General features: G+C 65.3%; 12 protein-coding genes. 8 read left to right on the top strand and 4 right to left on the bottom strand.

The window, feature by feature from the left end:
- From NFW05_RS05040 to ribD, 7 genes are all read left to right on the top strand, one after another.
- Nucleotides 1–1,778: DUF294 nucleotidyltransferase-like domain-containing protein (locus tag NFW05_RS05040; protein ID WP_295303177.1), on the top strand; the 1,778-nt coding region annotated here is incomplete at its 5' end.
- A 3-nt stretch (nt 1,779–1,781) separates the two neighbouring features.
- Nucleotides 1,782–2,495 (top strand): 3'-5' exonuclease, encoded by a 714-nt coding sequence (locus tag NFW05_RS05045; RefSeq protein WP_295303179.1) that lies wholly within the window; start codon nt 1,782–1,784, stop codon nt 2,493–2,495.
- A 14-nt stretch (nt 2,496–2,509) separates the two neighbouring features.
- Nucleotides 2,510–4,534, top strand: coding sequence for a sodium:solute symporter family protein (locus NFW05_RS05050; RefSeq protein ID WP_295303181.1), 2,025 nt, complete (start codon nt 2,510–2,512; stop codon nt 4,532–4,534).
- A gap of 127 nt (nt 4,535–4,661) precedes the next feature.
- The gene (locus tag NFW05_RS05055; RefSeq protein WP_295303183.1) at nt 4,662–4,931 is read left to right on the top strand and encodes a DUF4212 domain-containing protein; all 270 of its coding nucleotides are present in this window, start codon (nt 4,662–4,664) and stop codon (nt 4,929–4,931) included.
- A gap of 122 nt (nt 4,932–5,053) precedes the next feature.
- The gene (glyA, locus tag NFW05_RS05060; RefSeq protein WP_295303185.1) at nt 5,054–6,310 is read left to right on the top strand and encodes a serine hydroxymethyltransferase; all 1,257 of its coding nucleotides are present in this window, start codon (nt 5,054–5,056) and stop codon (nt 6,308–6,310) included.
- Nucleotides 6,307–6,774 (top strand): transcriptional regulator NrdR, encoded by a 468-nt coding sequence (gene nrdR / locus NFW05_RS05065; RefSeq protein ID WP_295303187.1) that lies wholly within the window; start codon nt 6,307–6,309, stop codon nt 6,772–6,774. The genes glyA and nrdR overlap by 4 nt, the downstream gene beginning before the upstream one ends.
- A complete protein-coding gene (ribD, locus tag NFW05_RS05070) occupies nt 6,774–7,931 on the top strand; it encodes a bifunctional diaminohydroxyphosphoribosylaminopyrimidine deaminase/5-amino-6-(5-phosphoribosylamino)uracil reductase RibD (RefSeq protein WP_295303189.1) in 1,158 nt (385 codons plus the stop codon). Before nrdR ends, ribD begins: the two co-directional genes overlap by 1 nt.
- On the opposite strand, the gene moeB is transcribed toward ribD, so the two are convergent.
- The 4 genes from moeB to NFW05_RS05090 are packed head-to-tail and all read right to left on the bottom strand — an operon-like array spanning nt 7,876 to nt 11,845.
- Nucleotides 7,876–8,634: a molybdopterin-synthase adenylyltransferase MoeB gene (moeB, locus tag NFW05_RS05075; RefSeq protein ID WP_295303191.1), complete on the bottom strand. Its 759-nt coding sequence runs from the start codon at nt 8,632–8,634 to the stop codon at nt 7,876–7,878. The two genes, ribD and moeB, sit on opposite strands and share 56 nt — an antisense overlap.
- Before the next feature lie 10 nt (nt 8,635–8,644).
- Nucleotides 8,645–9,064 carry a hypothetical protein gene (locus NFW05_RS05080; protein ID WP_295303193.1) on the bottom strand — a complete coding sequence of 140 codons (420 nt, stop codon included), beginning with the start codon at nt 9,062–9,064 and terminating at the stop codon, nt 8,645–8,647.
- 20 nt (nt 9,065–9,084) lie between these two features.
- Entirely contained in the window at nt 9,085–10,497 is a 1,413-nt protein-coding gene (locus tag NFW05_RS05085) for a S41 family peptidase (protein ID WP_295303195.1), read from the bottom strand.
- Between the two features lie 22 nt (nt 10,498–10,519).
- Nucleotides 10,520–11,845 carry a peptidoglycan DD-metalloendopeptidase family protein gene (locus NFW05_RS05090; RefSeq protein WP_295303197.1) on the bottom strand — a complete coding sequence of 442 codons (1,326 nt, stop codon included), beginning with the start codon at nt 11,843–11,845 and terminating at the stop codon, nt 10,520–10,522.
- A 348-nt stretch (nt 11,846–12,193) separates the two neighbouring features.
- On the opposite strand from NFW05_RS05090, the gene NFW05_RS05095 reads away from it, so the two are divergent.
- A complete protein-coding gene (locus tag NFW05_RS05095) occupies nt 12,194–12,502 on the top strand; it encodes a metalloregulator ArsR/SmtB family transcription factor (protein WP_295303199.1) in 309 nt (102 codons plus the stop codon).
- Nucleotides 12,503–12,531 lie beyond the last annotated feature (29 nt).

A 12,531-nucleotide genomic window follows, 5' to 3' on the forward strand; every position in this document is an offset into this window, starting at 1 on the left:
AGGGCTCAAGGATCCTGGCCAGCGAGATGGGAACGGCGCAGGTCCTGCACATCATCCAGCGTGGCAAGGTGCGCGTCAGGGCCAGCGGCGAGACGGGCGGCAGCGAGCATTCGACGGTCACGCTCGGTCCGGGCCAGATGTTCGCGATCGGCGCGCTGATGGCTCAGCGTCCGGCGGCACGCACCTACGTCGCTCGCGAGGACGTTTTCTGCTACGAGCTGCCGGCGAACGACTTCTTTGCCCTGACGCGCCAGAGCACGGTCTTCAACCTGTTCTGCACCCAGCACATCGCCGAGTTGCTCAAACAGTCGCAGCAGCAGCTGCAGTTGCAGCTCGCCCAGCGCGCGGCCGAACAGCGGACGATGAACTCGCCGCTGGCCGCGATCGTCAAGCGCGAGCCGGTGTCGGTGCAAGCCGGAACGACCATACGGCAGGTTGTCGAACTGATGGCCGAGCGCCATCTCGGGTCGATGGTCGTCGTCGACGCCGACGGGCAGCCGGTCGGGATCTTCACGCTTTCCGACGTCCTCAAGCGCATCGTCCTGCCCGGGATCTCGCTCGATCAGCCGATCGCGGCGGTGATGACCGCCGCTCCGCAGACGCTTTCGCTCGCTGCCAACGCGCACGACGCCGCACTGGCGATGGCCAGGCACGGCATCCGTCACGTGCTCGCCGTCGATGACGGCGGGCGCCTGTGCGGCGTGGTTTCCGAGCGCGACCTGTTCCGGCTGCAGGGGGCCGGGTTGCGTCAGATTCGCCACGCGATCGACGCAGCCGAGACCGTCGAAGTTCTCCGGCACGCCCGGGAAGACGTCCGCCAGCTGTCGCTGACCATGCTCGCCGAGGGCGTCGGGGCCCAGGAAATCACGCAGTTCATCTCGACGCTCAACGATACGGTGACGCGCCGGGTCATCGAGCTGAATCTCGATCGACACGACCTCTACGGCATCGACTGGGCCTGGCTTTCGTTCGGCTCCGAGGGACGTGACGAACAGACGTTCGTCACCGACCAGGACAACGGGATCGTCTATCTGTGCACGGACATCATGGACCGTGAGTTGACCCAGCTGCGCTTTCTCGAATTTGCGCGCGACGTCAATGCCGACCTCGACCGCTGCGGATTCCCGCTGTGCAAGGGCAACATCATGGCCAGCAACCCGGATCTGTGTCTGACGCTCGAGGAGTGGGAAGAAAAGTTCATGCAGTGGGTGCGCACGCCGGAACCACAGGCGTTGCTCAACGCGACGATCTTTTTCGATTTCCGGCCACTGCATGGCCGTTTCAACCTCGCCCACCGGCTGCGCCTCGCACTCTTCCGGCAGACGCGGAACAGTCCGCTGTTCCTGCGCATGCTCGCGCAGAACGCCATCGGCGTGTCGCCGCCACTGGGCCGGATCCGCGACTTCGTGACCGGTGCCGACCCCGATCACCCGGGCACGATCGACCTCAAGAAGTTCGGGGTGAGGCTGTTCACCGATGCGGCGCGAGTCTTTGCGCTGGCCAACGAGGTCGAAGCGACCAATACCGTCCAGCGGCTGAAGCGTGCCGGGGCGCTGATGAACATCAGTCGCGAGGACATGGCGGCGACTCTCGAAGGATTCAACTTCATCCAGCTGTTGCGCCTCCGTCATCAACATTTCGAGCAGGAGCACGGCCGGGCTGGTGACAACTTCGTTCGGCCAGACGAGCTCAACGAAATCGAACGGCGAATCCTCAAGGAGGCTTTTCGCCAGGCGCGCAAGCTCCAGGCGCGACTCAGGCTCGACTACCAGCTCTGAACGATGACCTGGTTCTCGCGACTCTTCCCCGGCCATTCGGCGCAGCTGCAGGCGCTGACCTCGGGGCAGCAGCAGGCGGTAGCCGCCTGGCAGCAGCTGCCGGCCGCCGACCTTCGTCGTTCGCACTATCGCTGTCGTTACGTGCTCGTCGACGTCGAGGCGTCTCTCGGCAGCGCGCCTGCCGAAGCTCCGGCGGCGGTCGCTGCGGTCGCCGTCGTCGACGGTCGCATAGACTTTCGCGATGCCTTCGAGGTCACCCTGGTCGATCCCGAGAGGCGTGCGCCTGCAGCGGGTGGGCAGACGGAGCGTCGCGCAGGTGAGGAGTCGGGCGGGATTGGGGCTAGCGATGCGCTGGTTGCCCTGATCAGGTTCATCGGCAAGGCCCCGCTGGTCTCGTACAACGTGCCGCTGGTCGCGCCGGCGGTCGAAGGCATTCTCGCCAGGTCGCTCGGCGTCGATCTCGGACTGCCGTGGATCGATCTCGCCTGGCTGATGCCCGACCTCTTTCGCGATGTAGAGCCGGCGGGCGGCCTCGATGCCTGGCTGGCGCATTTCGGGATCGACGTGATCCGGCGACACGATGCGCTCTCGGACGCCTTCGCGATGGCCCAACTGCTCCAGGTGGCGCTGGCTCGCGCGGCGCGCAAAGGCTTCGAGACGCCAGCCAGTCTGCTCGATCTCGAAAGGGCGAGGCGCCACATGCACCAGAGCGCCTGATCAGGCCACTGGCCATGTCCGACTACACGGTTTCCTTGCGTCGCTATTACGCGTCCTACACCGTCGGTTTCTTTCTGCTGGTGCTGCTGCTGGCCGTGCTCGAACGGCACGGCATGCCGCCGCGCTGGATCGGCTATTCGTTCCTGATGCTGACCATCTTCCTCTACGCGACGATCGGCATCCTCGCGCGGACAGCCAGCGTCACCGAGTACTACGTCGCCGGACGCAAGGTTCCGGCCGTGTTCAACGGCATGGCCACCGGTGCCGACTGGATGAGCTCGGCGTCGTTCATGGGTCTCGCCGGTGCCCTCTATCTTTCCGGGTACCAGGGCCTGGCGTATGTGATGGGGTGGACGGGTGGCTACGTGCTCGTCGCGCTGCTCCTGGCACCGTATCTGCGTCGCTTCGGCGAGTATACGATTCCCGACTTTCTCGCCGCCCGCTACGGCGGAAACCGGGCGCGGATCGTCGGTCTGTTCGCCACGGTTCTGGCTTCCTTCGTCTATGTCGTCGCGCAGATTTACGCAGTTGGCCTGATCACCAGCCGCTTCGTCGGCCTGCAGTTCGAGGCCAGTGTTTTCGTCGGTCTTGCCGGCATACTCGTCTGTTCGTTCCTCGGCGGCATGCGCGCAGTGACCTGGACGCAGGTTGCCCAGTACGCGATCCTGATCGTCGCCTATCTGGTTCCGGTGACCATCCTTTCGTATCAGGTGACTGGCGTTCCGCTGCCCCAGCTGACCTACGGGCAGGTCCTGCAGCGGGTCGACGCGCTCGAACAGCGCATCTTTGCCGACCCGGCCGAGATCGAGGCGCGGCGGTTGTTCCGCGAGCGCGCGGAAAGCTATCACGAGCGCATCGCCGCGCTTCCCGAATCGCTCGACGACGAGATGCATCGGCTGAGCGAGCGGATCGACGAAATGAAGAACGGCAATGCCCAGATGCGTGACGTGATGGCCCTCGAACGCGAGCGGCGCGATCTGCCCCGGACGACCGCCGAGGCGCAGGGCTACTGGCAGCGTCTGATGCGCCAGGCGGCCCAGCGCGGCGAAGAACCAGCGCATCATCTGACCGCCTACCCCGGGGCGGGCGATGCGGTCAACGAGACCGCGCGCGACAATTTCCTGAGCCTGGTTTTCTGCCTGATGGTCGGCACCGCAGCTCTGCCGCACGTGCTGATTCGCTACTACACGACACCGAGCGTTGGCGAGGCGCGCAGCTCGGTATTCTGGTCCCTGCTGTTCATCCTCGTCCTCTATCTGACCGCTCCGGCCTATGCGGCCTTCGCCAAGTACGAAATCTATTCGAGCGTCGTCGGTTCGTCGATCGCCCAGTTGCCGACGTGGATCAGTTCGTGGGGAAAGGCGGGGATGGTGTCGATCGAGGACATCAACGGCGACGGTCTCCTGCAACTCGCCGAACTGGCGCTCAACCCGGACGTGATCCTTCTTGCCACGCCGGAGATCGCCGGGCTTCCCTACGTCATCTCGGGCCTGGTCGCTGCAGGGGCACTCGCCGCGGCGCTGTCGACCGCCGATGGGCTCCTGCTGACCATCGCCAGCGCACTGTCGCACGATCTCTACTACAAGGTGCTGCGTCCTGGGGCGACGACCCAGTGGCGTCTCGTAGTTTCCAAGTCGCTGCTCCTGGCCGTCGCCGTGCTCGCCGCCAGCGCTGCTGCCGTCAAGCCGGGGACGATCCTGTTGATGGTCGCCTGGGCTTTCTCGCTGGCTGGTGCGGCGTTGTTTCCGGCACTGATCCTCGGCGTCTTCTGGAAGAGAGCGACCCCGTCGGGAGCAGTCTGGGGGATGGTGGCCGGTCTGCTGGTCACCGTCTACTACATGCTTCGGCTGCATGTCGAGTCGATCCCCTGGCTTGGCCTAGAGGGGATCGGGATGAAGCCCTGGTTGGGAATCCAGTCGACGTCGGCCGGAATCTGGGGGGTTGCCGTCGGCTTCGTGACGATCATCCTGGTCAGCCTGCTCGGCAAGCCCCCGAGTCAGGCCACGCAGGAGTTCGTCGAGAGCGTCCGTTATCCATAGCGGGTCTCCGGGACGACACGAAGCCCCTGAACTGGTGGCCAGCGGTCGGTCCGGTGCACGCCCTGCGCGACCCACCGCAGGTCAGGGGTCGGTGCGCAGGCGACCGGGATCGCCCGCGGAGGTGTCGATGAAGCTGAGTGTCAGGCAACGCGAGTACTGGAAGCGCAACCTCAGGGTGACGGCACTGCTGCTGACGCTCTGGTTCGTGGTCACCTTCGTGGTCAGCTACTTCGCCCGCGAGCTTTCGGCGGTCACTCTGTTCGGCCTCCCGTTGGGCTTCTACATGGGCGCGCAGGGGGCGCCGCTGGTCTATCTGGCGATCATCTGGTGCTACGCGCGCTACATGAACCGGCTCGACGACGAATACGGCGTTGGCGACGGCCACGGGGAAAGCTGAGCGCAATGTGGACCTCTACCGCCTGCTCGCGGCAAGGCGGTGCCGCCGTGTCCCGTGTTCTGACGGGCAGAAGGACGCCTCGTGCTAGAATCTCGCCATTTACAGGGCTGGTGAGGCACAAGATGTTTTCCGCGAAAGACAATCTGGCGAAAGTGGATCCGAAGGTCTGGCAGGCCATCGACAACGAGAATCGGCGCCAGGAGGAGCACATCGAGCTGATTGCTTCGGAGAACTACGTCAGCCACGCAGTGATGGCTGCCCAGGGTTCGCAGTTGACCAACAAGTATGCCGAAGGCTATCCCGGAAAGCGTTACTACGGGGGCTGCGAGCACGTCGATGTCGTCGAGCAGTTGGCCATCGACCGTCTGAAGAAGCTGTTCGGGGCCGAAGCGGCCAACGTCCAGCCGAACTCGGGGTCACAGGCCAATCAGGCGGTGCTCATGGCTTTTGCCAAGCCGGGCGACACGATCATGGGCATGAGTCTTGCCGAAGGGGGCCACCTGACGCACGGCATGCCGCTGAACATGTCGGGCAAGTGGTTCAACGTCGTCGCCTACGGCCTCGACGCTCATGAGGCGATCGATTACGAGGCGATGGAAGCGCTGGCGCGTCGGCACCGACCGCGCATCCTGATTGCCGGCGCTTCGGCCTACGCCCTGCGTATCGACTTTGAACGCTTCGCGCAGGTGGCCAGGGAGGTCGGAGCGATCTTCATGGTCGATATGGCCCACTACGCCGGGCTGATCGCCGCGGGATGCTACCCGAACCCGGTGCCGCATGCTGACGTAGTGACGTCGACGACGCACAAGACGTTGCGCGGTCCGCGCGGCGGGGTGATCCTGATGAAGGCCGAACACGAGAAGGCGATCAACTCGGCAGTTTTCCCCGGCCTGCAGGGGGGCCCGCTGATGCACGTGATCGCGGCCAAGGCGGTGTCCTTCAAGGAGGCGCAGAGTCCGGCCTTCCGGCACTATCAGGAACAGGTCCTCGCCAACGCGCGGGTCATGTCGCGGGTGCTCTCCGAGGGCAGGGGACTGCGCATCGTTTCCGGCCGGACCGAGTCGCACGTCTTTCTCGTCGACCTGCGCGCCAAGAGCATCACCGGCAAGGAAGCCGAGGCGGCGCTCGGTGCGGCGCATATCACGGTCAACAAGAACGCGATTCCCAAGGACCCGCAGAAGCCTTTCGTGACTTCGGGGATCCGCATCGGCTCGCCGGCGATGACCACTCGCGGGTTTACCGAGATCGAGTCCGAGCAGGTCGGCCATCTGATCGCCGATGTTCTCGACGCACCGGGCGACGAGAAAGTTCTGCAGCGCGTGCGTGGCGAAGTCTCCGCGCTGTGCAGGAAGTTTCCCGTCTATGGTCCGGCAGCGTGAGGTGTCCGTTCTGCGGTGCCGACGAGACGGCGGTCGCCGATACTCGCGTCAATGACGAAGGCGACATCGTCCGCCGCCGCCGCCGCTGCCTGAAGTGCGACAAGCGCTTCACGACCTTCGAGCGTGCCGAACTACGCATGCCGCAGGTGGTCAAGAAGAACGGTTCGCGAGTCGATTTCGACCGCGACAAGCTTGCCGCGAGCCTGTGTCTTGCGCTGCGCAAGCGGCCGGTGAGTGGCGAGGCCGTCGAAGCCGCCGTATCGCGGATCGAGGAAAGGCTACTCGCTCTCGGTGAACGGGAGGTCGCTTCGGCAAGGGTTGGCGAGATGGTCATGCGCGAACTGAAAAAGCTCGACAAAGTGGCTTACGTCCGCTTCGCATCGGTCTATCGCAATTTCGAGGACGTCGACGAGTTCTCGAAGGTGATCCGCGAGGTGTCTCATCCGGCGCAGTCGGGCCGCTGATGACGGGGACGTTCAGCGCGGTCGATCACCGGTTCATGGCGCATGCGCTGCATCTGGCCGAGCGCGGCCTGTACAGCACGCGTCCCAATCCGCGGGTCGGCTGCGTGATCGTCAACGATGGCGAAATCGTCGGCGAGGGCTGGCATCAGCGTGCCGGCGCCGAGCATGCCGAGATCAATGCGCTGCGTGCAGCGGGGCAGAGATCGAGGCACGCAACCGCCTATGTGACTCTCGAGCCGTGCAGTCACCACGGTCGGACTCCGCCTTGCGCGGAGGCGCTGCTCGGCGCAGGGATCACCAGAGTCGTCGCGGCGATGGAGGATCCGAACCCGCTGGTCGCGGGCAGCGGGCTGGCGATGCTGAGCGAGGCCGGGGTGACGGCCGAATGCGGCCTGTTGGGCGTCGAGGCGGAGGAACTCAATGTCGGCTTCGTCGCGCGGATGACTCGCGCGAGGCCGTGGCTGCGCGTGAAGCTCGCCGCCAGCCTGGACGGCAAGACGGCGCTGGACGATGGGACCAGCCAGTGGCTGACCGGACCGGCGGCGCGGCGCGACGCGCACCGCTGGCGGGCGCGGGCCTGCGCGATCCTCACCGGCATCGGAACGGTTCGCGATGATGATCCGCAGCTCAATGTGCGTGGCCTTGAAGAGGAACTGGTCGGAGGGTTGCTCCAGCCGCTCAAGGTCGTCGTCGACAGCCGCCTGGCTACGCCGATCGACGCCCGACTGTTCGGCGACGGCCAGGTGCTGATTGCCAGCGCCATCGACGACCCTGAACGACGCGCGGCGCTCGCCCGGCGAGGGGCCGAAGTCATCGTGCTCCCGGGGCCCGACGGCCGCGTCCACCTGCCCTCGTTGCTCGGCGAACTCGCACGGCGGGCGGTCAACGAAGTACACGTCGAAGCGGGTTTGCGGCTGAGCGGCGCGCTGCTCGAAGCAGGCCTGGTCGACGAACTGCTTCTTTACCTGGCACCCTGTCTGCTCGGCGATGCTGCGCGCGGGATGTTCGATTTGCCGCCGCTCGATTCACTGGCCAACCGCCGGGCGCTGGCGATTCGTGACCTGCGCTTGCTCGGCCCGGACCTCCGGCTGCTGGCTCGCTTCAGTCAGCCGGACCGGTCACGCAGACCGGGCAGCGCGGATCCCGTGCGAATCTGACGCTGCGCCACTCCATGGCCAGCCCGTCGAGTAGCCAGAGGCGTCCCTCGGAGACCTCGCCACAGCCGACGAGCAGCTTGATCGCTTCGGCCGCCTGCATTGAACCGATGATTCCGGTGAGCGGAGCGAAGACGCCCATCACCGCGCAACGAATCTCCTCGACGTCTTCGCCTTCCGGAAACAGGCAGTGATAGCACGGCGCGTCGGCGCGCCGGCTGTCGAAGACCGCGAGCTGGCCGGCGAAGCCGATCGCCGCTCCTGAAACCAGCGGCTTGCGTCGCTCGACGCAAGCGCGATTGACGGCATGCCGCGTAGCGAAGTTGTCGGAACAGTCGAGGACGACGTCGGCGTCGGCGACCAGCTCGGCGAGCTCGTCGCCGGCCACACGGCTGGCGACCTCGCGGACGCGGACCTCAGGATTGACGCCATTGAGCGCGATTCGGGCCGACTGAGCCTTGGGCTGGCCGACGCGCTGGTCGGTATGGAGTATCTGGCGCTGCAGGTTGGTGAGGTCGACCGTATCGCCGTCGGCGACCGTGAGCCGTCCGACTCCCGCAGAAGCGAGATAGAGCGCGGCGGGCGACCCGAGCCCGCCAGCGCCGATGACCAGCGCCCTGCCGTCGACGAGGCGCTGCTGGCCCACGATGCCGATTTCCTCGAGCAGGATGTGCCGACTGTAGCGCAGCAACTGTCCGTCGTTCATCGGACGCGCGCTACTTGTACTCTCGCCACTCCGGCGGCGTGTCGTCGTGGTCGCCGTGTGGGTGCCGCTCCCAGGCGTGCGTGTAGGCCTCCGATTGCGAGCGCTTGAGTGGCCGCCGCGGAGCACCCAGGTTGTGCAGCTCGGTCTCCTCGACGTAGTAGATCAGCGCGCGCACCATCTTGCTGAGCAGAGTGTTGTCCAGATGATAACCCTGGTCCTCGAGCCGGTCCTCGATTTCCTCGAGGCAATGATCGTGAAGGTCGTAGGCAACGCCGATCGTTCTAGGCTGCTCGCGGGGTGCGACTTCGAGATGGTCGACGCTTGACAGAAAGGCGCAGGCCTGCGGCGACTGTCCCGGTGGAAACTTCGCGAAGAGAATGCTCCGCTGCTTCCGGATCGGTGTCTGAACGCTGGCTGCCGGCCTCTTCACTTTTTCGCCGCGAGCCGCAGCTACCGGGCGCTCTTCATGATCTGCATCCCCTTCAGCAGATTCAGCGCCTGCGTGAATTGGTAGTCCTTCTTCGACGCCAGTTCGCGCGTCGGCACTTCCCCTGGCTCATCGCCTTCATCCTTGGGCGTGCCGTTCTTGGGTTTGGCAGGCGGGCGGGAGAGAGGTTTCGGCGTTGCTTCCTTTCCGGTCGGGGCGACCGCCTCCTTGTTGTTGTCCAGATGATGCTCGAGATTTGCTTCGCGCAGGTGTTCAGTCGAGCTGCCATCGGCGTTCTCTTCGACGACGATGTCCGGCACGATCCCCTTCGCCTGAATCGAGCGCCCGGAAGGCGTGAAGTAGCGGGCAGTGGTCAGCTTGATCGCCGTATTGCCCGGCAACGGCAGGACCGTCTGCACCGAACCCTTGCCAAAGGTCGTCGTGCCGAGGACGACGGCACGCTTGTGATCCTGCAGCGCTCCGGCAACGATTTCCGAAGCCGACGCGGAACCCCCATTGACCAGGACGACCAGCGGTACGCTGCGCGCGTCCGGCGGCAGATGCTGGAGGTAGTCGTCCTTGCTGCCGCGCAGGTAGTCGCTCGGGTTGGCAAAGAAACGGTGCTTGGCGTCGGCGGTCCTGCCGTCGGTCGAGGTCACCAGTGTGCCTGGCGGCAGGAATGCGGCCGATACCCCGACCGCACTGTTGAGCAGGCCCCCAGGGTCGTTGCGCAAATCGAGGACGAGCCCCTTGAGCGGCCCCGCCTTGTACAGGTCGTTGAGATGCTTGACGACCGCCGATCCGGTGTTTTCCTGGAAGGAGGTGATGCGCAGATAGCCGTAGCCGTCCTCGACGAGCTTCGACTTGACGCTCTGGACCTTGATGACTTCGCGGACCAGAGTTATCTCGATCGGCCTGGCTTCGCCCTTGCGAATGATCGACAGCCGGATCTGCGACTTGGGCTTGCCGCGCATGCGCTTCACCGCTTCGGAGAGCGTCAGGCCCTTGACCAGCGTGTCGTCGATCTTGAAGATCAGGTCGCCCGGCTTGATCCCGGCCCGGTAGGCGGGTGTGTCCTCGATCGGCGAGACGACCTTGACCAGCCCGTCTTCCATGCCGACCTCGATGCCGATCCCGCCGAACTCGCCCTGCGTGCCGACCTGGAGGTCCTTGAAGGCGTCGGCGTCGAGATAGCTCGAGTGCGGATCGAGGTTGGAGAGCATGCCGCTGATCGCGTGCGTGATCAGCTTCTTGTCCTCGACCGGCTCGACGTAGCCGCTCTTGATGGCGTTGAAGACCTCGGCGAAGGTGCGCAGTTCTTCGACCGGCAGGCTGGCTCGTGTCTCCTTGTCGGCGATCGCCGAGAACTGCAGGCTGACCAGTATGCCACCGAGCATTCCTGCGCCGACCAGACCAGCCTGTCTCAAGATACCCATCTGTCTTGCTCCCGTACGCACCTCATTTCGCGCCGACCCAGGCCATCGGATCAAGCGGTTTTCCCTGGTGACGAAGCTCGAAGTATAAACCGGATTCCGGATTGCCACCGCTGTTGCCGACGGTGGCGATGGCTTCTCCGGTGCGTACGGTGTCGCCAACCTGTTTGAGCAGCGCGTCGTTGTTGGCATAGATCGAAAGGTAGCTGCTCCCGTGGTCGACGATCAGCAGATTGCCGAAGCCGCGCATCCATTCGGCAAAAACGACCCGGCCCCCGGCAATGCTGCGTACCTCACTGCCGGCGCTGGCGAGGATGAAGAGCCCCTTCCAGGTACCGCCTTCCTGGCGCTGGGAGCCAAAGCGGTTGCTGATCGAGCCCCGGGCCGGCAGCCGTAACTGACCTCTGAGCTTCGCGAGACTGGCTGAAGCGCCGGCTGGCGCGTGGTCGGCTGGCGGCTCGTCAGTTTCCGAAGGCGCTGTCGGCCGGCTCTCGCGTTCCGGTCGCGCTGGTTCCAAGCCCTTGGTTTCCGCCGCCGCTCCGGAGGCCGCGGAGTCGCGCCGGGGTGCGTCGCGGCGTGGCTCACGGCTCACGGCGCTTGTGCTGGCGATCAGTTTCGACAGGCGGCTGACGAGTTCGGCGAGTCGTCGCTCGTCCTTCTGGAGGCTGCCGATCTCCCTCCGCTGGGCGGAGATTTGGTCGGAGATCCTGGCGAGGACTGCCTGGCGCTCTTCGCGCTGGACCAGCAGGCGGGCATGGTCGGCCTTCTGGCGGGCCTCGATCGCCGTCAGCTCTTCGCCTTGCCGGTGCGTTTCCCGGACTAGCGCCTGCTTGCTCTTCAGCGCCGAATCGATGTCGTCGAGGATCCGGCTCCGTGACCGGCCGATCGCCTCGAGGTAGTAGAGGTCGCGGGCCAGCTGATTCGGGTCTTCGCCGTTGAGGAACAGACGCAACGGATCGGGGTTGCCGCGCAGGTACTGGCGGTAAAGGAGCCTCTCGAGGAGAGCCTGCTGCGCGCCGAGTTTCTCCTCGAGGTCGCGCGCTTGTCTGCCGAGTTCGCGGATCGCGGATTGGCGCTGGACGATCTGCACGTTCAGTTCGTGCAGTTCGCGTTGGGTCGTCGAGATGCTCTGCTCGACCTCCTGCAACTGATCCGCGGCCGTGCGCCGCGAGCCTTCGGTTGCGGCCATCTCCCGACGCAGCGTGGCGATCTGCGCGCGCAGCGAATTGAGGTCGCTCTGCCGCGCGGCGACCTGGCTCGACGATGCGCTGTCGTGGTTCTTCGCGGGTGCTCCGACACTCGCTGGCCAGCCTGGTGCAGCGACGCCGATCGCCAGGAGCAGGGCGAGCATCGCGCGCGGGAGGCCGGCCGTCCTCTCGCCCCGACCTGCTGACGGTTCGGGATCGCTCCGCAGCCTCGACCACTTCGCCGGCGCGTGCGCCGATGGCCGGCTTCCCTTGGCGCAGCGTTCGCCCGAACCGCGCCCCGCGAACTCGAGTGCAGCGAAAGGGCGCCGGTTCTGCGAGATAGCCTCCGGGGGCTGTTCGGTGAATCTGATCAATACCTTGCTCGGACCCCGAGGGATCCGCACCGGCGGGTCGCCAGCCAACGGTCGACAGCCTGGCGGATGATCGACGCTTGACCCCAAGTTTTACTCTATAATCGCGGATTATATGCCAAACGCGGAAGCTGGCGCAGCGTGCCGATCCGGACCAGCATCATCGACAGACAGGAGCACATCGAACAGGCCGCGCGGGCGCTGAAGTCGATATCCCATCCGCTGCGTCTCAAGATCCTCTGCGTGATTGGCGATCAGGATGCGTGTGTGCAGGAGATCGTCGAAGCGGTTGGTACCTCGCAGAGCAACATCTCCCAGCACCTGGCGATTCTTCGCGAAAAGGGAGTGCTCATCGCGCGCAAGGAGGCCAACCGCGTCTACTATCGTGTCGGCGACGCACGGACACTGCAGCTGATCAGCATGATGCGCGAAGTGTTCTGCGGCGACTAGGGTTGTTGCGGCTGGCGGCGACTGCGCCG

The organism is Accumulibacter sp., assembly GCF_023806625.1.
GTDB lineage: Bacteria > Pseudomonadota > Gammaproteobacteria > Burkholderiales > Rhodocyclaceae > Accumulibacter.